Origin of the sequence: Micromonospora sp. WMMD812, assembly GCF_027497215.1 — a bacterium.
Lineage (GTDB): Bacteria > Actinomycetota > Actinomycetes > Mycobacteriales > Micromonosporaceae > Micromonospora.
On record NZ_CP114904.1, the window covers coordinates 3,209,466 to 3,229,502 of the forward strand.

The 20,037-nt window shown below is 74.3% G+C and carries 15 protein-coding genes; 11 read left to right on the forward strand and 4 right to left on the reverse strand.

The features are described from left to right. Window positions 1-110: 110 nt before the first annotated feature. Complete coding sequence (locus O7603_RS14685) at window positions 111-2,465, reverse strand: bifunctional diguanylate cyclase/phosphodiesterase (RefSeq protein ID WP_281576701.1); 2,355 nt, start codon at window positions 2,463-2,465, stop codon at window positions 111-113. 129 nt (window positions 2,466-2,594) lie between these two features. On the opposite strand from O7603_RS14685, the gene ilvD reads away from it, so the two are divergent. Continuing rightward, window positions 2,595-4,442, forward strand: a complete 1,848-nt coding sequence (ilvD, locus tag O7603_RS14690) for a dihydroxy-acid dehydratase (RefSeq protein WP_281576263.1) — start codon at window positions 2,595-2,597, stop codon at window positions 4,440-4,442. Window positions 4,443-4,536: 94 nt separating this feature from the next. Here ilvD and O7603_RS14695 read toward each other — a convergent pair whose 3' ends face one another. Continuing rightward, window positions 4,537-5,727, reverse strand: coding sequence for an ROK family transcriptional regulator (locus tag O7603_RS14695; protein WP_281576264.1), 1,191 nt, complete (start codon window positions 5,725-5,727; stop codon window positions 4,537-4,539). Between the two features lie 192 nt (window positions 5,728-5,919). Between O7603_RS14695 and O7603_RS14700 the strand changes: the two genes are divergently transcribed. From O7603_RS14700 to O7603_RS14725, 6 genes are read left to right on the forward strand one after another with little or no spacing between them, the layout of a single operon-like run. Then, window positions 5,920-6,648 carry an amino acid ABC transporter ATP-binding protein gene (locus O7603_RS14700; protein ID WP_281576265.1) on the forward strand — a complete coding sequence of 243 codons (729 nt, stop codon included), beginning with the start codon at window positions 5,920-5,922 and terminating at the stop codon, window positions 6,646-6,648. 17 nt (window positions 6,649-6,665) lie between these two features. Further along, window positions 6,666-7,619: a glutamate ABC transporter substrate-binding protein gene (locus O7603_RS14705; RefSeq protein WP_281576266.1), complete on the forward strand. Its 954-nt coding sequence runs from the start codon at window positions 6,666-6,668 to the stop codon at window positions 7,617-7,619. Window positions 7,620-7,635: 16 nt separating this feature from the next. Beyond that, on the forward strand, window positions 7,636-8,280 hold the full coding sequence (locus O7603_RS14710) for an ABC transporter permease subunit (RefSeq protein ID WP_281576267.1): 645 nt from the start codon (window positions 7,636-7,638) through the stop codon (window positions 8,278-8,280). Then, a complete protein-coding gene (locus O7603_RS14715) occupies window positions 8,277-9,143 on the forward strand; it encodes an amino acid ABC transporter permease (RefSeq protein WP_281576268.1) in 867 nt (288 codons plus the stop codon). Before O7603_RS14710 ends, O7603_RS14715 begins: the two co-directional genes overlap by 4 nt. Further along, the gene (locus tag O7603_RS14720; RefSeq protein WP_281576269.1) at window positions 9,140-10,162 is read left to right on the forward strand and encodes an asparaginase; all 1,023 of its coding nucleotides are present in this window, start codon (window positions 9,140-9,142) and stop codon (window positions 10,160-10,162) included. The genes O7603_RS14715 and O7603_RS14720 overlap by 4 nt, the downstream gene beginning before the upstream one ends. Continuing rightward, window positions 10,162-10,905 (forward strand): copper homeostasis protein CutC, encoded by a 744-nt coding sequence (locus O7603_RS14725; RefSeq protein WP_281576270.1) that lies wholly within the window; start codon window positions 10,162-10,164, stop codon window positions 10,903-10,905. The genes O7603_RS14720 and O7603_RS14725 overlap by 1 nt, the downstream gene beginning before the upstream one ends. 90 nt (window positions 10,906-10,995) lie before the next feature. Here the strand turns inward: O7603_RS14725 and O7603_RS14730 are convergent, their stop codons facing one another. After that, the gene (locus O7603_RS14730) at window positions 10,996-13,425 is read right to left on the reverse strand and encodes an EAL domain-containing protein (RefSeq protein ID WP_281576271.1); all 2,430 of its coding nucleotides are present in this window, start codon (window positions 13,423-13,425) and stop codon (window positions 10,996-10,998) included. 216 nt (window positions 13,426-13,641) lie between these two features. Between O7603_RS14730 and O7603_RS14735 the strand changes: the two genes are divergently transcribed. After that, complete coding sequence (locus tag O7603_RS14735) at window positions 13,642-14,019, forward strand: PH domain-containing protein (RefSeq protein WP_281576272.1); 378 nt, start codon at window positions 13,642-13,644, stop codon at window positions 14,017-14,019. A 36-nt stretch (window positions 14,020-14,055) separates the two neighbouring features. Here the strand turns inward: O7603_RS14735 and O7603_RS14740 are convergent, their stop codons facing one another. Continuing rightward, a complete protein-coding gene (locus O7603_RS14740) occupies window positions 14,056-14,982 on the reverse strand; it encodes a 2-hydroxyacid dehydrogenase (RefSeq protein ID WP_281576273.1) in 927 nt (308 codons plus the stop codon). Window positions 14,983-15,203: 221 nt separating this feature from the next. Here O7603_RS14740 and O7603_RS14745 point away from each other — a divergent pair, with 221 nt between their 5' ends. The 3 genes from O7603_RS14745 to O7603_RS14755 all read left to right on the forward strand — a co-directional run bounded on the left by O7603_RS14745 (window position 15,204) and on the right by O7603_RS14755 (window position 20,019). Then, a complete protein-coding gene (locus tag O7603_RS14745; RefSeq protein WP_281576274.1) occupies window positions 15,204-17,024 on the forward strand; it encodes a SpoIIE family protein phosphatase in 1,821 nt (606 codons plus the stop codon). Window positions 17,025-17,148: 124 nt separating this feature from the next. After that, a complete protein-coding gene (locus O7603_RS14750) occupies window positions 17,149-18,324 on the forward strand; it encodes a PQQ-dependent sugar dehydrogenase (RefSeq protein ID WP_281576275.1) in 1,176 nt (391 codons plus the stop codon). A 102-nt stretch (window positions 18,325-18,426) separates the two neighbouring features. Then, window positions 18,427-20,019 (forward strand): metallophosphoesterase, encoded by a 1,593-nt coding sequence (locus O7603_RS14755; protein WP_281576276.1) that lies wholly within the window; start codon window positions 18,427-18,429, stop codon window positions 20,017-20,019. Window positions 20,020-20,037: the final 18 nt, after the last annotated feature.

Here is a 20,037-nt window from a genome sequence, read left to right on the forward strand (position 1 = left end):
CCGACGGCAATAAAAACGGCCCTCGTGCAGATGCACGGGGCCAGCGCACTCTCGGTGAGGGAGAGTGCGCTCAGGTAAGTACTCGCAGCGACCGGTACGACGACATGGGCTCAAGCCTGACGCATCTCACGCGATGAGTCAACTGATCCCACATGTTGGTTTACGGATGTCGGCGCGTCGCCCCGCGACGCGCGCTCGACGCCCGCGGTGACCTGCTCGGACCCGCCCTGTGGGCGGCGTGGGGCGGGCACCTGAACGGGCCGGGCGCCGGGCGAGGTGGCCGCGTCGAGCATCGCCTCCAGGTGCTCGGCCGGCACCCCCCAGCCGAAGAGCGCCCCCTGGCCGAACCGGCAGCCGGCGGCCACCACGGCGGCCAGCTCGGTGGGCGTGGTGACCCCCTCGGCGATGACTTCCAGCCCGAGCTGATGACCGAGACGCATCACGATGTCGACCATCGGCGCGAACGCCGGACCGTCCCGGCCCACCGGGCGGACCGGCTCGTGCTCGGCCACCAGGCTGTGGTCGATCTTCAGGATGTCGATCGGCAGCCGGCGCAGCTGCCCGAGCGAGGAGTAGCCGGCGCCGAAGTCGTCCAGGGCGATCCGCACTCCGGTCAGCCGCAGCGCGGTCAGTCGCCGGACCAGCTCGTCGAGGTCGGTGGCGACGGCGTGCTCGGTCACCTCCAGCACCAGCCGCTGCGGCGGCACGTGGTGCGCGCGCAGCGCCTCGGCGACCAGCACCACGTATTCCGGGGCGTGCAGCTCGCGCGGCGAGACGTTCACCGAGACCCAGACGTCGTGCCCGTCGGCGAGCCAGCGGGAGAGCTGGTAGCAGGCCTGGTGCAGCACCCACGCGCCGAGCTTGGCGATCATCCCGCACTCCTCCGCGAGGGGGATGAACTCGTCCGGGCGGACGTTGCCCAGCTCCGGGTGGTGCCAGCGGAGCAGCGCCTCGGCGCCGACCGGACGGACCGAGGGCAGCGAGGCGACCGGCTGGAAGGCGAGCCGCAGCTCGTCGCGCTCGATGGCGCCGCGCAGCTCGTGCTCGAGCGTGGTCCGTCGGCGCAGCAGTTGGTCGTACGCGGCGTCGTAGCGCTCGATCCGGTTCTTGCCGCGCTGCTTGGCGTAGCGCAGCGCCAGATCGGCGTGGCGTTGCAGCAGCTCCACGTCGGGCTCGCCGGCCCAACCGGCCACCCCGATGCTCACCGAGAGGAAGACGGGGGCCTCCGGCTGGTCGTACGCCCGGCCGAGCACGCCCAGCAGCCGCTCGGCGACGCGGTCGGCGTCGGCCGGCCGGCCCTGCAGCAGGACCGCGAACTCGTCGCCGCCGAGCCGGGCCGCCACGTCGCCGGGGCGCAGGTTGCCGCGCAGCCGCTCGCCCACCTCGGCCAGCACGGCGTCGCCCACGTCGTGCCCGCGCATGTCGTTGACGTTCTTGAAGCCGTCGAGGTCAAGCCCGAGCAGCACGCTGGGAGTGCCCGCCTCGGCGCAGCGGTGCAGCGCGCGCAGCAGCCCGCGTCGGTTGGCCAGCCCGGTCAGCGGGTCGGTGTGCGCCAGCTCGCGGAAGTGGGCCTCCCGCTCGGCCAGCCGCTCCGCGTACCCGCGCACGTCGCGGAGTGTGAGGTGCTGCCGGGCCACCAGGGCGAAGCCCTCGACCGTGCCGGCGAGGATGGCGAGCACGCCGAACCGGCCGTCCTGGAGCAGGTGGTACATCGCCGAGACGGCCATGGCGAGCATCGGGATGATCGAGTAGGCGCTGTACCGGTTGATCACGTCCGGCTCGACCGGGCGCGGCCGGTCGACCCGGCGGACCGCGAGCGCGGCGGCCAGCAGCCCCGCGGCGAGCAGCCCGGCGCCGACCAGCACCATCGCCGGGCCGGCCTGGCAGAGCCCGGCGGCGACGCCGAGCCCGCCCCAGGTAACCGCGATGATGCCCGCGCCGAGGCCGGTCAGCCGGCGACGGGGAGCAGCGGCCCGGAAGACGGCGGTCGGCGCGAGACCGGCGGCCAGCGCCGCGCTGACCGTGGCGAGCAGGATCGGCACGCACGCCATCGGGGTCGCGTCGCCGAGCAGCCGGGTCGGCTCGGCGAACAGCACCCAGCCGACGAACCAGAGCGCGGCGGCCGCGATCAGCCCGTCGAGCGCGAGCCGGAGGGTCGCCGCCGGACCGGACGCCACCCCGGGCAGCCGGAGCAGACCGGCCAGGAAGATCAGCCCGCTCGCCCCCGTGCCGATCGAGACCAGCGTCGCCCAGCCGGTGCGCTGCCCCTGGTCGTGCTTCCAGTGCGGGACGGCGTCGAGCGTCGCGACGAGCCCGGTCAGCAGGCCGGCCAGGGCGACCCCGGCGGCGACCGCGAGCAGCACGAGCGCCGGCCGGTAGGAGCCGTTGCGCCGCCGGGCGGCGACCACCAGCAGCGCGGTGGCCGAGGCGGCGACGAGCCAGCTCAGCGCCGCGACCGCGGTCACGCCCGGGGGGAGATGCACGTCGTCAACTGTGCCGGATGAGGGCTCGTCGTGGGGGACCGGATGTGCATCTGTTGGGACACGGCCCACACGCACGCCGGGGGTGCCCGTGGCGGTGCCAGACTGGTGTGCATGCCTGAGCTGCGGTCGAAGACCTCCACGCACGGTCGGACGATGGCCGGCGCCCGGGCCCTCTGGCGGGCCACCGGGATGACCGACGACGACTTCGGCAAGCCGATCGTCGCCATCGCCAACAGTTTCACCCAGTTCGTCCCGGGCCACGTCCACCTCAAGGACATGGGTGGCCTGGTCGCCGACGCGGTCGCCGAGGCCGGCGGCGTGGGGCGGGAGTTCAACACGATCGCGGTCGACGACGGCATCGCGATGGGGCACGGCGGCATGCTCTACTCGCTGCCCAGCCGGGAGCTGATCGCCGACGCGGTGGAGTACATGGTCAACGCCCACTGCGCGGACGCCCTCGTCTGCATCTCCAACTGCGACAAGATCACGCCCGGGATGCTGCTGGCCGCGCTGCGGCTCAACATCCCCACCGTCTTCGTCTCCGGCGGCCCGATGGAGGCCGGCAAGACGGTGGCGATCGAGGGCGTCGTGCACTCGAAGATCGACCTCATCGACGCCATGATCGCCTCCTCGAACGAGGCGGTCACCGACGACCAGCTCGGCCAGATCGAGCGCTCGGCCTGCCCGACCTGCGGGTCGTGCTCCGGCATGTTCACCGCCAACTCGATGAACTGCCTCACCGAGGCGATCGGCCTGGCGCTGCCCGGCAACGGGTCGACGCTGGCCACCCACGCCGCGCGCCGGTCGCTCTTCGTCGAGGCCGGCCGCACCGTCGTGGAGATCGCCAAGCGGTGGTACGAGGAGGACGACGCCTCGGTGCTGCCCCGCGCGATCGCCTCCCGGCCCGCGTTCGAGAACGCCGTGGCCCTCGACGTGGCGATGGGCGGGTCCACCAACACCGTGCTGCACCTGCTCGCCGCCGCCCGCGAGGCGGAGCTGGACTTCGGCGTGGCCGACATCGACGAGATCTCCCGCCGGGTGCCCTGCCTGGCCAAGGTGGCGCCGAACTCGCCCCAGTACCACATGGAGGACGTGCACCGGGCCGGCGGCATCCCGGCCATCCTCGGCGAGCTGGACCGCGCCGGGCTGCTCCACCGGGACGTGCACGCGGTGCACGCCCCCTCGCTGGAGCAGTGGCTGGCCGACTGGGACGTCCGGGGCGGAAAGGCCACGCCGGAGGCGGCCGAGCTGTTCCACGCCGCGCCGGGCGGGGTGCGCACCACCGAGCCGTTCTCCACGACCAACCGCTGGTCGTCGCTGGACACCGACGCGGCCGACGGCTGTATCCGGGACCGGGAGCACGCGTACTCCGCCGACGGCGGGCTGGCGATCCTGCACGGCAACCTCGCGCCGGACGGCTGCGTGGTGAAGACCGCCGGGGTGCCCGAGGAGTGCCTGACCTTCCGCGGCCCCGCCAAGGTCTACGAGTCGCAGGACGACGCGGTGACCGCGATCCTGGCCAAGGAGGTCGTCGCCGGCGACGTGGTGGTGATCCGGTACGAGGGGCCGAAGGGCGGGCCGGGCATGCAGGAGATGCTCTACCCCACGTCGTTCCTCAAGGGCCGGGGCCTGGGCCGGGCCTGCGCGCTGCTCACCGACGGCCGGTTCTCCGGCGGCACCTCCGGGCTGTCCATCGGGCACGCCTCGCCCGAGGCGGCGTCGGGTGGGCTGATCGCGCTGGTGCGGGAGGGCGACGAGATCGTCATCGACATCCCCGCCCGGTCCATCCACCTGAACGTGCCCGACGACGTGCTGCAGGCCCGGCGGGTCGCCGAGGAGAAGCGCGACCGGCCCTACACGCCGGCCGACCGCCAGCGCCCGGTCTCCGCCGCGCTGCGGGCGTACGCCTCGATGGCCACCTCGGCCAGCGACGGCGCCTACCGCCGCGTCCCCGAGTGAGCCGGTGACGACCGGATAGATCTTGGTAGGTAATGGCCCTGGAGGGGCACTTTCCTACCAAGATCCGAAACGCGCCGGCCGCGGCCGGCGCTGGTCAGACGGGGTCGACGATGCGGTCGATGACCAGTTGGGCGGCGCCCAGGATGCCGACGTCCGGGCCGGCGACGACCCGCTCGATGAGCAGCGCCTGGGTGGCCAGTGGCAGGCAGCGCTCGTAGAGGGTGGCCCGCATGCTGGCCAGCAGCGGCTCGCACTCGGCGAGCCGGCCGCCGATCGCGACCACCTGCGGGTTGAAGAAGTTGACCACCACCGCGAGGATCTCGCCGATCGAGCGCCCGGCGCGGCGGGCGAGCGCGGTCGCGTGCCGGTCACCGTCGTCGATCAGCCGCATCACACCGGTCAGGTCCTCGACCGGCACGCCCTGCTCGCGCAGCGCCGCGACCAGGGCCGCGCCGCTGGCCACCGCCTCCAGACAGCCGGTGTTGCCGCAGCTGCACAGCGGCTCCGGGTCGGCCACCACCCGGCAGTGGCTGATGTCGCCGGCGGAGCCCTGGGCGCCCCGGTGCAACCGGCCGCCGGAGATCACGCCGGCGCCGATGCCGGTGCCGGCCTTGACGTAGACGGCGTGCTCGAGCTCGGGATGGGTGGTCCGGTGCTCGCCGAGCGCCATCAGGTTCGCGTCGTTGTCGACGACGACCGGCGTCGCGGTCCGCTCCGCGCAGAAGGCGCGCACGTCGAAGCCGTTCCAGCCGGGCATCCGGGAGGGGCTGACGACCCGGCCGGTGTCGAACTGCACCGGGCCGGGGATGCCGATGCCGATGCCGCGCAGCCCGCCGCCCGCGGCCGGACCGCCCCGCTGGCCGGGCACCGGGGCGGCGGCCCCGGGCGCCAGCGCGGCGACCTCGTCGAGCAGCGTGCCGAGCACGGCCTCCGGGCCGTCCTCGATGCGGATCGGCCGGGACCGGACCTCGACGAGCCGCCCGGACAGGTCGAGGGTGCCGAGTCGGGCGTGGTGCGCGCCCAGGTCGATCGCGCCGACCAGGGCGCCGCCGGTGGGCACCGCGAGCTGGCGGGGACGGCGGCCGCCCCGCGACCTCCCGTCGCCGGTCTCCTGGAGCAGCCCCTCGCTGATCAGCGCCTCGACCCGCAGGGACACGGTGGACGGTGACAGCCCGGAGAGCCGGGCGAGATCGGCGCGACTGGCCGCCGCCCCGCTGGCCACCAGCCGGAGCAGCTCGCGTGGGCCGCCGCGCAGGCCCTCACGTGGGGCGTCACCGATCGTCACCCGAGGTTCTTAACACCCGAACTTCATTCCAGCAAGCGGTTGACTTCATTTTGCCTCTCGCATTAGATGGCGACGTTGATTCGAAGTGAACACTTCTTCGTTCGAGAGTCGTAGAAAGTGAGGCGAGCTGTGGCACCGACGCCGGCACCCGACCTCGCGAACCGGCCCGGGCCGTCCCGGCCGGATCGGCCGATGGTGGCCGTCCGCGGACTGCAGAAGTCGTTCGGCGCCCATCACGTGCTCAAGGACATCGACCTGACGGTCGCCACCGGCGAGGTGGTCGTCGTGGTCGGCCCGTCCGGCTCCGGAAAGTCGACGCTCTGCCGCTGCCTCAACCGTCTCGAGGTCGCCGACGCCGGCAGCGTCGAGATCGACGGTGAGCCGCTGCCGGCCGAGGGGCGGAGCCTCGCCCGGCTCCGCGCCGACGTGGGCATGGTCTTCCAGTCGTTCAACCTGTTCGGCCACCGGACCGTGCTCGACAACGTCACGCTCGGCCCGGTCCGGGTCCGTCGCGTGCCGAAGGCGGCGGCCCGCGACCAGGCGCTCGCCCTGCTCGACCGGGTCGGCATCGCCGACAAGGCCGACCACCATCCGGCACAGCTCTCCGGCGGGCAGCAGCAGCGCGCCGCGATCGCCCGTGCGCTGGCCATGCGTCCGAAGGCGCTGCTCTTCGACGAGCCCACCTCGGCCCTCGACCCGGAGATGGTCAACGAGGTCCTGGACGTGATGGTCTCCCTCGCCGCGGACGGGATGACCATGATCGTGGTGACCCACGAGATGGGCTTCGCCCGCCGCGCCGCGCACCGCGTCGTCTTCATGGACGACGGCCGGATCCTCGAATCCGGCTCCCCTGACGAGTTCTTCGCCGCCCCCCGCACCGACCGGGCGCGCGACTTCCTTTCCAAGATCCTCCAGCACTGACCCCCGAGGAGGTTGGCATGTCGATTCTCTCCACGAGCTTCACACGACGCCGTGCGATCACCATCGCCGCCACGGCCGTCACCGTCGCGCTCGCCGCCGCCGGCTGCGGTGACGGCGGCTCCGCCCCGGCCCTGCCGGGCGCGCCCGCCGGCGGGAACAACGCCCAGTCCGTGCTCGACGCCGCCCCCGTGGCGTCGGACGCCGACATCCCGGCCGGCTCCACCATGGACCTGATCCGCAAGCGCGGCCACCTGCTCGTGGGTGGCTCCCTGGACGCGCCGCTGCTGTCCCAGCAGAACCCGGTCAGCGGCGACATCGAGGGCTTCGACGCCGACATGGCCAAGCTGCTGGCCAAGTACATCATCGGCAAGCCCGAGGTGAAGACGGTCACCATCGGCACCCAGACCCGGGAGGCGATGCTCCAGGCCAAGTCGGTCGACGCCGTCTTCCAGACCTACACGATCACCCCGCAGCGGGCCACCCAGGTCGCCTTCGCCGGGCCGTACCTGACCTCCGGCCTGGCGGTCGCGGTGCGCAAGGACGAGACGGGCATCAAGAGCGTGCAGGACCTGGCGGGGAAGACCGTCATCGTCGGCGCGAACACCCCGGCGGTCACCGCGCTGCCGACCGCGGCCCCCGGTTCGAAGCAGGTCGCCTTCGCCACCGACCCGCAGGCCGTGCAGGCGCTGCTGCAGAAGCGCGGCGACGCGTACGTGCAGGACTTCACCCTGCTCGCGTCGAACGCCAAGACGAATCCCGGCATGAAGGTGGTCGGCGACCCGTTCACCACGGAGGCGTACGGCATCGGCCTCAACCGGGAGGACGCCCAGTTCAAGGAGTTCGTCAACAACTGGCTCAAGAAGATCCAGGCCGACGGCACTTGGGCCAAGGTCTGGCAGAACAGCCTCGGCTCGGTGGTGGAGGGCGGCACGCCCACCCCGCCGGCGATCGGCTCGGTCGAGGGTTCCTGAGGACTCCCCCTCCGCCATGGAAGCCCTCACCAGTCACCTCGACGCACTCGGCCACGGGCTGGTCACGACGGTCCAGCTGACCGTCGTGACCAGCATCGGCGCCCTGCTGCTCGGCGTCGTCGTGGCCACGTTGCGGATCTGCCCGGTACCCCTGCTGCGCACCGTCGGCATGGTCTACGTCGAGGTGCTCCAGAACCTGCCGCTGCTGGCCCTGCTGGTGCTCTTCGTGTTCGCCCTGCCGACGATCGGCATCACGTTCCCGCTGTTCACCTCGGCGGCCATCGTCATCGCCGCCTACGAGGGGGCGTACCTGGCCGAGGCGATCCGGGCCGGAATCAACACGGTGGGAGTGGGGCAGGCCGAGGCGGCGCGCGCGATCGGGCTCACCTTCAGCCAGTCCCTGCGGTACGTCATCCTGCCGCAGGGACTGCGCGCGGTGATCCAGCCGATGGGCAACATCTACATCGCGCTGCTGATGAACACCTCGCTGGCCGCCGCGGTCGGCGTGGTCGAGCTGACCCAGGCCGCCAACAACGTCAACCTCGTCGAGGCGCAGCCGATCGCCGTCTTCACCGGCGGCGGCCTCGCCTACATGCTGCTGGCGCTGCTGATCGGTCGGTTCACCGGCATGCTCGAACGAAGGCTGGCGATCGTCCGATGAACCAGCAGATCCTCTTCGACGAACCAGGCCCCCGGGCCCGACGGCGGATCCGGATCGCCACCGTGCTCGGCGCCGTCGCCGTCCTCGGCGGGCTCGGCTGGGCGGTGCACCAGTTCGCCAGCCACGGCGAACTCGCCGCCGAGCGCTGGCAGCCCTTCACCACCTGGCCGATCTGGCGCTACCTGCTCGACGCGCTCTGGTCCACCCTGCTCGCCGCCGCGGCGACCGCCGTCCTGAGCGGAGCGCTCGGGCTGCTGCTCGCGCTCGGCCGACTGTCGTCCCGGCGGCCGGTCCGGTGGCTGGCCGGTGCGTACGTGGAGGTCTTCCGGACCGTACCCGTGCTGCTGCTGATCTACGTGACGCTGTTCGCGCTCCCCAAGTACGGCCTGAACTTCCCGCTGTTCTGGAAGCTCGTGGTGCCCCTCGTGGTGGCCAACTCGGCGGCCTTCGCCGAGATCTTCCGGGCCGGCATCAAGGCGCTGGACCGGGGCCAGACCGAGGCCGGCCTGACGATCGGGTTGCGGCGCGGCCAGGTGATGCGGCTGGTGGTGCTGCCGCAGGCCGTACGCCAACTGACCCCCTCCCTGGTCAGTCAGCTGGTCGGGCTGCTCAAGGACACCTCGCTCGGCTTCGTGGTCAGCTACACCGAGTTGCTCTACAGCGGTCAGGTGCTCGCCTCGTACACCCATCTGCTGATCCAGACGTTCCTCGTGGTGGCGCTGATCTACCTGGCGGTCAACGCGTCACTGTCGAAGGTCGCCCGCGTCCTGCAGGCCCGCAACGGACGGTTCACCGTCCGGGGCCCGTCGGCCGAGCCGACGCCGGCGGCGCCACCGCTCACCGGAGGGGGTACCGCCCGATGACCACCGCCCCGTACGCCGAACTGGCCCGGGTCACCCGCAACGGCGTCGTGGAGAGCCGGCACTTCGGCAGCGTGGTGGTGCTCGACCCGTCCGGCGCCGTCGCGCTGAGCGCCGGCGTACCCGACGAACCGGTGCTGCCGCGCTCCACCCTGAAGCCGGTGCAGGCGCTGGCCTGCCTGACTACGGCCGACGCCGCCGGCCCCGCGTCGCCGGCCGGCCGGGTGCTCGCCGGCCCCGCGCTGGCCATCGCCGCCGGCAGCCACACCGGCGACGACCGGCACGTCGCCGTCGTCCGTGACCTGCTGGCCGCCGCCGGGCTGACCGAGGAGGCGCTCGGCTGCCCGGTCGACTGGCCGGAGGACGAGGCGGCCCGGGAACGGCTGATCCGGGCCGGCGAGCAGCGCAGCCGGATCCGGATGAACTGCTCGGGCAAGCACGCCGCCATGCTGGTCGCGGCCGTCGCCCACGGTTGGTCGACGCACGACTACCTCGACCCGGCGCATCCGGTGCAGCGCGAGGTCGCCGCCGCGGTCGCCCGCCTCGCCGGCGCCCCGGTCAGCACCGTCGCGGTGGACGGCTGCGGCGCGCCGCTGTTCGGGCTGCCACTCACCGGCCTGGCCCGCACGTTCCAGGCCCTGGTCACCGCGGAGTCGGGCAGCGCCGAGGCCCGGGTGGCCGAGGCGATGCGCCGCCATCCGGAACACGTCGGCGGGTGGCACGGCCACCCGAACACCGACCTCATGCGGGCCCTGCCCGGGGTCCTCGCCAAGGGCGGCGCCGAGGGCGTACTGGGGGTGGCGACACCCGACGGGTACGCGGTCGCCGTGAAGGCGGTCGACGGCAGCCCGCGGGCCACCACCGTCATCGCGCTCGCCGCCCTGACGGCGGCCGGCGCGGCCGTCGACGGCGCCCCGGAGCTGCGTCGGGTGCCGGTGCTCGGCGGGGGCGAACCGGTGGGCGCCGTCACCGCCGCCATCGACTGGAGTGCGGGACCGCTCCGCACGGAGAAGGAAGACTGATGACCACATTCGAGATCTGCATCGACAGCGTCGAGGGCGCGCTCGCCGCCGAGGCGGCCGGCGCCGACCGGGTGGAGCTCTGCTCCGCGCTGTTCGACGGCGGGCTGACCCCGAGCATCGGCACCATCGAGACGGCCCTGCACAGAGTGGACCGGATCCGGGTGCACGTCATCGTCCGGCCGCGCGCCGGCGACTTCATCTACTCGCCGGCCGAGGTCGACGCGATGGTGCGCGACGTACGGGCGGCGGTGGCGGCCGGCGCGCACGGCGTGGTGATCGGGGCGCTGACCGCCGAGGGGGACGTCGACGTCCCCACCACCCGCAAGCTCATCGAGGCGGCCGGCGGCGCCAGGATCACCTTCCACCGCGCGTTCGACATGGTCCGGGACCCGTTCGAGGCGTTGGAGCAGTTGGTCGAGCTGGGCGTGGACCGGGTGCTCACCTCGGGTCAGGAGGTGAGCGTCCTGGAGGGCGCGCCGCTCATCGCCGACCTGGTCCGCCGGGCCGGGGACCGCATCATCGTCATGCCGGGCGGTGGCATCACCCCCCGCAACATCGCCCGGATCATCGAGGCGACCGGGGCGACCGAGTACCACTTCGCGGCGCTGGTCACCTCCGACAGCCCGGCGGTGCACCGCAACCCGCGCCCGCTCATGGGTGGGACCCTGCACCGGCCGGAGTACGAACGTTCCGGCACGTCCGGGGAGCTGGTCGGCCGGGTGCTCGCCGCCGCCCGCGCCTGACCGGCACGTCCTGACCCCGCCGCCGCGGGTCGTCGTCACCGCGACGGCCCGCGGCGCGGCCGTTTCCGCGGCGGGGCGCGGGCCACGCGGTCAGCGCGACGCGGACGGGAACTCCTCGAAGTACGCCTCGACCCGCTCGGCGGTGGCCGGCCGGGCGAGGGCGAAACCCTGCCCGTAGCGACAGCCGGCCCGGTGTGCGCCGTCGACCTGCGCCGGTGACTCCAACTCCTCCGCCACCACCTCGACCCCGAGCCGGTCACCGACGCTCACCACCACGTCGATCAGCGGGCGCGGCGCGGCCGGGGCCCCGTCGACCAGACGGGCACCGACCTTGAGCAGGTCGATCGGGAGCCGGCGGAGCTGGGCCAGCGACGCCTGCTCGGCGCGGAAGTGGTCCAGCGCGGTGCGGACGCCGAGCGAGCGCAGCCCGGCCAGCCGGGCCACCACGGTCGGCAGGTCGGGTCCGACCCGCGGCTCGGCCACCTCCACCACCAACCGGTCCGCCGGCACCCCGTACGCGGCGAGGACCGCGGACGTGCGCTGCACGAAGTCCGGTGTGGTCAGCTCCCTGGTGGTGACGTTGACCGCCATCCAGAGCTGCCGGCTCTCCGCGGACCACTCGGCGAGCTGGCGGCAGGCCCGGTCGAGGACCCACCACTCCAGCTCACCCACGATGTCCAGGTCCTCCGCCACCGGCAGCAGCTCGGCGGGGAGCACCGTGCCGAGCACCGGGCTGCGCCAGCGCAGCAGCGCCTCGGTGCCGACCGGTGACCGGTCGGCCAAGCCGAGCACCGGTTGGTAGACCAGGTCCAACTCGCCTCGGGCGACCGCGCCGGGCAACTCGCGCTCCAGGTCGAGCCGGCGGACCAGCTGCTCCTCCAGGAACGCGTCGTACCACTCGACGCGGTCCCGGCCGAGCTGCACGGCCCGCCGCCGGGCCAGGTCGGCCTGGCGGAGCACGTCATCCGGCCCGTCGGCACCGATCTCGGCCAGCCCGATGCTCACGTGCACCCGGAGCGTCGACCCGGCCAACTGGTACGGCTGGATCAGCGCGGCCAGCAGTCGCGTGCCCACCTCGTACGCCAGGACCGGGCCGGCCGTGGTGACCACCGCGAAGGCGGCGCCGCCCAGGCCCGCGACCAGGTCGTCGCGGCCGACCACCATGCGGGCCCGGTGGACCACCTCGGCCACCAGTTCCTCGTCGAGTCCGGGCGCGCTCCCGCCCGCGCCCGGGATGTGCAGGTCGACCATCAGCAACGCCCCGGCCGGCGTCGGCGCGTCAGCCACGGTGGCGAGGGCGCGCAGCAGCGCCGCCCGATCGGCCAGCCCGGCCCGGGTGGGGGTCGCCACCGGGCCGACCACCGCCACCTCGCGCCCGGATCGGGCCGGGCCCGGGTCGGCCGGCTCCGGTGCGGGGTGAGCCTGTTCCGGCCGGTCCGGCGGTCGCACCGCGACGGCCCCGGTCCCGTCCACCGCCGGCCCCCCGACCCCCGGCCCGCCCTCCGACGCATGGCTCCGGTGGCGGCGGTGCCCGGCGGGTCGCCCCGTCCCCGGCCGGTCGTCGCCGCGCAGCAGTTCGCGGAGCACGAGCGGTGGCACCGCCGCCAGGGCGAGCAGGACAGTGGTGCGGTCCGGCGGCAGCCCCGAGCCGACGTGCCGACCAGCGGCCAGCAGCAACGCCACCGCCGGGACCACCACACGCGGCCAGAGTGGCGCGGGGCGCTCGACCGCCGCCGGGGCCGCCGCCCGCGTCGCTCCTGCCGAGACGAGCAGCATGCCCAGCACCAGCGGGGGCACGGCCAGCAGCGCCAACCAGCCCGTCGCCGCCCCGGTCGTGAGGGTCGCGAGCAGCACCAGCCCGAACAGGATCAGCGCCACCCCACCGCGGCAGACGGCCGCCGCCACCCTCCGGTGCGCCCCGGTCAGCGCGGTGAGCGCCGCCATCCCGAGCGCGCCGAGCAGCAGAGTCACCGGCAGCCGGGCCGGTGACGGCAGGACTGCCGGTGGCAGCAGGAGCCAGCCCGCGAGGACCAGGCCGACCGCCGGCCCGAGCGCGTCGACGAGCCGGCGCAGGCGGACCCGGGCGGGTGGACGCGGCCCGCCGGGCAGCCGGCGCAACCCGAGGGCGGCGAGCGTCGCCACGACGGCCGGGCCGGCTCCGGCGACGGCCGGGGATGCCGGGCGGAGCAGCGGCACCGCGGCGGCGGCCAGACCGGCGGCGGCCACGGTGGCGTCGAGCAGCAGGAGTGCCGTGCGGGTCGACGTCCAGGCCCGGCGGGCGGCCCGCGTGCCCGGCCGGAGCATCGGCTCGGTAGCGCCCTGGCCCGCGTGGGTGGGCGGCCGGACGGCGAGCCGGGAGAGCCGTACGCCGGCCAGCGCGGCAGACACGCCGGCGGCGAGCGCGACCACCGCCGCGGGCGGAAGCTGGCCGGCCGCGCCGGCGAGGATGAGCAGCGCGACCGCCGCGAGAACGGCGGCTTCCGGGCGGGCGGGGGCGTGGAACGGTGCGGCGAGGGGCACGGCGGTCGCCTTCGTGAGGGGGCACGGGGGCGGTGCGGCGGTGCGGGGTGCCGGACGGGCGAGTCCGGTGCCCAATTGTGGGAAACGAATCGCCATGCACGCCGGTTACGTGCCCCTGCTCAGGAGAGGCCGTGACCCTCGTCACGGTCCGGCGGAACGGCGGCTCAGCCCCCGCCCGCCGCGAGGGACGCCGGGCGGGGGTGGGATCATCGCTGGGTGAGTAGGTCCGACAGCGTCCGCTTCCGGTACAACCAGGCCATCCTCGCCGCGGCGATCATCGCCTTCATCGGCGCCCTGCCGCTGGCCAACGCGCGGACGTACCTGCTACCGGTGTTGCTCGTCCCGCTCGCCGTCGGCATCTGGGCCTGGCGGGCCGGCACCGACGCGGACGCCCGCGAGCTGCGCGTGCGGGCGCTCGCCGGGCAGCGCCGGATCCCCTGGGACCACGTGGTCGAGCTGGCCACCGACCCGCGCGGGCGGGCCGTGGCCCGGCTCGACGACGGGCAGGAGGTCCTCCTGCCCGCGGTCCGCGCGACCGACCTGCCCCGGCTCGTCTCGGCCACCGGGCAGACGCTGCCCGGCGCCGCCGGCTGACCCGAGCGCCGGTCCACCCCGCCCGGCGGCCGCCCGTCAGTAGCCGTCGACGACCTCGTTGAGCAGCGGCTCACCCGCCGCGAACCGCCGCACCTGGTCACCCACCAGCCGGTACGCCCGCGGCAGCAGACCCCGGACCGAGCCGGCGACGTGCGGCGTGAGCAGCACGTTGGGCATGCTCCACAGCGGGTGATCGGCGGGCAGCGGCTCGGGGTCGGTGACGTCCAGCGCGGCGGAGATCCGCCCGGTGCCGAGCTCGGCGGCCAACGCCTCGGTCCGGGCCACCGGGCCACGGGCGGCGTTGACCAGCAGCGCCCCGTCCCGCATCGCGGCGAGGAACGTCGCGTCGACGAGGCCGCGGGTCTGGTCGGTGAGCGGCACCAGCACCACCACCACGTCGGCCTCCGGCAACAGCCGGGGCAGCTCCGCCACGCCGTGCACGCCCTGCTCCGGACGGGCCGTCCGGGCGACCAGCGTGAACGTCACGTCGAACGGTGCCAGCCGGTCGCGTACCGCGGAGCCGATCGAGCCGGCGCCGACGATCAGCACCCGCTTGCCGGTCAGCTCGTCGGTGGGCGCCACCGCCTCGTACGCCCACTCCCGCCGGGCCTGCGCGCGGGCGAACACGGGGAACGCCCGCAGCTGGGCCAGGATCGCGGCGACCACCCACTCGGCGGTGGACGGGTCGTGCACCCCGCGGGCGTCGCAGAGGGTCACCCCCTCCGGCATCCGGCCGACCCAGGCGTCCGCGCCGGCGGAGAGCAACTGGACCACCTCGAGGTCGGGCAGCTCGTGGAGGAGCCGGGCGGCGTCCGAACCGGCGAGGAACGGCGGCACCCAGAACCGGACGCCGGTCGCCCCGGACGGGAGCTTGTCGGGGTCCTCGACGACTTCGACGGTGACCGCCGGTGGCAGCTCACCGAGGAGCGGCTGACCGGTCTCGTGCGGAATCCATACCTTCACGCCCGCCGAGGTTAGCCTTCGCTCCGGCGGCCATGCCGGCACGTCCCCCGCGGGCCCGGGCCGACCGACCGCGACGGCGGCGGACCTCTCCTTTCGCGGGTGTCCACGCTCGACGGCCGGGACCGGCCCCGGCACACGCCGGGGTCGAAGCGCGGCGCGGCGGGGTATAACGAACGCCGGAGGCCGGTCGGTCTCCGACCGCTCCGTCAGACAGGTGCTCGATGATCGACGGCTCTCCCCAGGACGCTGTCCCGCGTGCCGTCGGCCCTCCCCCGGCGCTCGGCGACCCGGCTCGGCTGCGGGCGCTCGCCGAGACCGGCCTGGACGCGGCGCCGGACGAGGCGTTCGACCGGTTCGCCCGGCTGGTGAGCGACCTGCTCGACGTGCCGGTCGCGCTGGTCTCGTTGGTCGCCATCGACCGCCAGTTCTTTCCCGGGGCGGTCGGCCTTCCGGAACCGTGGGCCGACCGGCGGGAGACTCCGCTCAGCCACTCGTTCTGCCAGCACGTGGTCGACCTCGAGGTGCCGATGGTGCTGCCGGACGCCCGGCTCTATCCGCGGGTCCGGGAGAACCTGGCGATCCCCGACCTCGGCGTGGTCGCGTACGCCGGCATGCCGCTGACCGACCTGTCCGGAAACATCCTCGGATCGCTCTGCGCCATCGACAGCAAGCCCCGGGCGTGGACGGCGGCCCAGCTGCGTACCCTCGCCGACCTGGCCGCGGCGTGTTCGTCGGAGCTGCGGTTGCGGATCGCGCTGGACGGCGCCGACCAGGCGCGGCGGCGGGCAGAGGAGGCGCACGAGCGGTTGCGGTTGGTGGCAGGCCTGAGCGAACGGCTGGGCGGGACGCTCGACGTGGCGACCGCGCTGCACCGGCTGGCGGACGCCACGGTGCCGCTGCTGGCCGACTGGTGCCTGGTGTCGCTGGTCGGCCCGACCGGTGTGCCCCGCGAGGTGACCGCGGTGCACCGCGATCCGGCCCGGGCGGCCGACGTCAGCCGGTTCGCCGAGCTGCTGCGTACCGAACTCGGCCCGCGGTCGATCACCCGGGCGGTGCTGCGCACCGGTCAGCCGGTGCTGGTCAGCGCGGCCACCCTGGCCGACATCGAGCGGGCCACGCACAGCCCGGCGATGCCGGCGATCGCCGCCCGGCTCGGATTCGCCTCCCACCTGACCGTGCCGATCACCGCTACCGGCGGCACCGTGCTGGGCGCCATCACCCTGGTCAATGACGCGCGCCGGCCCGCCTTCGACGATCGGGACCTCATCACCGCGGTGGAGGTCGGGCGCCGGGCGGCGCAGGCGATCGGCAACAGCGCGAGGTACGGCGAGCAGCGCCACGTCGCCGAGGTGCTCCAGCACAGCATGCTGCCTCGGCTGCCGGAGGTCCCCGGGCTGGAGCTCGCGGCCCGCTACCAGCCCGCGGCCGACCGGGTCGAGGTGGGCGGCGACTGGTACGACGCCTTCCTCCAGCCCGACGGGGACCTGATCGCGGCGATCGGGGACGTGGCCGGGCACGACATCGAGGCGGCGGCGACCATGGGCCAGCTGCGCAACCTGGTCCGGGGCAACGCGTACGGCCGGTCCGACGCGGTCAGCGAGTTGATGACCCACCTGGACGACGTGATCCGCGGGCTACGCCTGCGCACCGCCGCCACCGCGACGCTGGTCCGGCTCCGCACCGACGGGGCCGGCGGTCATGCGGTCACCTGGTCCAACGCCGGCCACCCGCCGGCGCTCCTGGTCCGGGCCGGCGGCGCGGTGGAGGTGCTCGCCGGGCCGGCGGAGCCGCTGCTCGGCCTGGCCCGGCCGACCCGCCGCAGCAGCCGGGCGACCGGCTTGGCCGGCCGGGACACCCTGCTGCTCTACACCGACGGGCTCATCGAGCGGCGGGACCGGCCAATCGACGAGGGGCTGGCCGAGCTGGCCGCCCGGCTCGCGGGAAAGGACCGGATACCGCTCGACGACCTCTGCGACCTGCTGCTCGACGCGGCCCACCGCGGCGAGGACGACGTGGCGCTGCTGGCCGTCCGGGCGCGGTGAGCGGCGACGGTCCGGCCCGCGCGGCGGCGCACGGGGGCCGTCCGGTCGGGGTGGGCCACCGAGCGGGCTACTCCTGCGAGGCGACGGCCGTGCACGAGCCGTCCGGCGGGATACCCTGGGCCGGGTGAGCGCCCGTCCCCCGTACCCTCGCACCCGCCGTGCCCGGAGGGCACTGGTGGCGTCGTGCGCGGCGCTGCTCCTGGCCGCGACCGGATGCAGCTTCGGCGAGCCCGATCCCGACCCGGCGGGCGAGCCGCCGACCTTCCCGACCCCGTCGGCCTCGCCGGCGCAGGGCGGGGCCGGCCAGCAGGTGGTCGCCACGGTGCTGGCTAAGGGTTTGCGGGTGCCCTGGGCGATCGGGTTCCTGCCCGACGGCGCCGCGCTGGTCACCGAGCGGGACAGCGGCCGGATCCTCAAGGTGGGCCCGGAGTCGGGGCCGGACGGCCTGCGGGTCACCGTGGCGCAGACCATCACCGACGTGGCCGCGGCCGGTGAGGGCGGCCTGCTCGGCCTCGCCGTGTCCCCCGACTACCAGCGGGACCGGACGCTCTTCGTCTACTACACGACCGAGGAGGACAACCGGATCGTCCGGTTGCAGCTCGGCGGCGAGCCCACGCCGATCCTCACCGGCATCCCGAAGGCGGGCATCCACAACGGCGGTGGGCTCGGCTTCGGCCCGGACGGCCAGCTCTACGCGAGCACCGGCGACGCCGGCGACCGCCCCCACGCGCAGGACGCCAAGAGCCTGGGCGGCAAGATCCTGCGGATCACCCGGGACGGCAAGCCGGCGTCCGGCAACCCTTTCCCGGGTTCACCCGTCTGGTCGCTGGGGCACCGCAACGTGCAGGGCTTCGCCTGGGACGCCAGCAAGCGGATGTACGCGGTGGAGTTCGGCCAGAACACCTGGGACGAGATCAACGAGATCGTCAAGGGAAAGAACTACGGGTGGCCACAGGTCGAGGGGCGGTCCGACGACAAGCGCTTCGCCAACCCGATCACCCAGTGGGCCACCTCGGACGCTTCCTGTTCTGGGCTGGCCGCGGTGGACCGGTTGCTGGTCACCGGGTGCCTGCGCGGGAAGCGGCTCTGGGTGGTCGAGCTGACCGACACCGGCACGGTGCTCGGCCAGCCTCGGGAACTGCTGACCAACCGGTACGGGCGGCTGCGGGCGGTCGCCGCCGCGCCGGACGGGTCGATCTGGGTGACCACGTCCAACCACGACGGGCGGGGCGACCCGACCGCGGAGGACGACCGGATCCTGCGGCTGGTCTTCGCCGACGGCGGCGCCGGACGGAGCTGACCCGGGCCGACCGACCGCCGGCGCCGGCGGATCCGCCCCGGTCGGCGGCGCGTCGCACTCAGGTTTGCCAAGATCCTTCTACGGGCAGGTCAGGATTTCAGCATGGACGGGCAGCAGAACGAGCAGCACGGCACCGGGGGCGACGAGACCCCGGCGACCGGCCGTCGCCGCGCCTGGACCGCCTGGCGCGCGTGGGCGGCGCGGGTCGCCACGGCCCGGAGCGGTCGACGCAGCCCACTGCGGATGGCGGGCATGACGCTCGCGGTCATGGTGGTCACCCTGGCCGGGGTGATCATCGGCGTCGTCGGTGGCGGCCGGGTGGACACCGACCTCGGGCCGTTCCAGGCGACCCTCACCATCTCCCCCACCACCGACGGGGGGACCACGGTGGACATCCCGCCGTTGGGCGCGCTGCTGCTGGACAGCCACGACGGGCCGACCCGGCTGACCGTCCGGCTCGGGGCGCTCGACCAGCGGCGCACCGAGGCGCTGATCGACGACCCGGCGAGCATCCAGCGGGCCAGCCAGTCCGCCGTCGAGGACGTGCGGGCGGGGGTGATGCGGCTGGGGCTGCGTACCGTCGCCTCCGCCGTGCTGGCCACCATGCTGCTGGCCGCCCTGGTCTTCCGCAACGCGCGCCGCACCGCCTGGTCCGGCGGGTTGGCTCTGCTGCTCACCGTCGGCAGCCTCGCCACGGCCGCGGGCACGCTGCGCCCGCAGGCGATCGAGGAGCCACGGTACGAGGGACTGCTGGTCAACGCGCCGGCCGTCGTCGGTGACGCGCGGCGGATCGCCAACGACTACACCCGGTACGCCGAACAGCTCCAGCGGCTGGTCACCAACGTGAGCCAGCTCTACACCACCGTGTCGGGGCTGCCGGTGTTCGAGCCCGCGCCCGACACCACCCGGGTGCTGCACGTCTCGGACATGCACCTCAACCCGACCGGCTGGCAGCTGATCCGGACGGTGGTGGAGCAGTTCGACATCGACGTGGTGATCGACACCGGCGACATCACCGACTGGGGCAGCGAGCCGGAGGCCTCGTTCGTCGGCTCGATCGGCGTGCTGCAGAAGCCGTACGTGTTCATCCGCGGCAACCACGACTCGGGCCGGACGGCGGCGGCGGTGGCCCGGCAGCCGAACGCGATCGTGCTGCAGAACTCGACCACGACGGTCGCCGGGCTCACCATCGCCGGCATCGGCGACCCGCGGTTCACGCCCGACAAGAACACCTCCCCGGCCGGCAGCGGGCTCACCAAGCAGGTGGCCGAGCAGGTCATCGGGGTCGGCGAGCAGCTCGCCGACACCGTCCGCAAGTCGCCCGAGCCGGTGAACATCGCGCTGGTGCACGATCCGGCCTCGGCCGGTCCGCTGTCCGGCACCTGCCCGCTGGTGCTGGCCGGGCACACCCACGCCCGGCAGGTGTCGAAGCTGCCGCAGCAGCCGGGGCTGATGCCGACCCAGCTGATGGTGGAGGGCTCGACCGGTGGCGCCGGGCTGCGCGGCCTGGAGGGCGAGAAGCCGACCCCGCTGTCGATGAGCGTGCTCTACTTCGACAAGGAGAAGCTGCTCCAGGCGTACGACGACATCACCGTGGGCGGCACCGGTCAGGCGCAGGTGAGCCTGGAGCGGCACGTGATCCAGGATCCGAAGGCCGGCGAACCCGTCCCGGTCACCCCCACCCCCACCCGCTGACCCCGCCCGGTCGGGGCG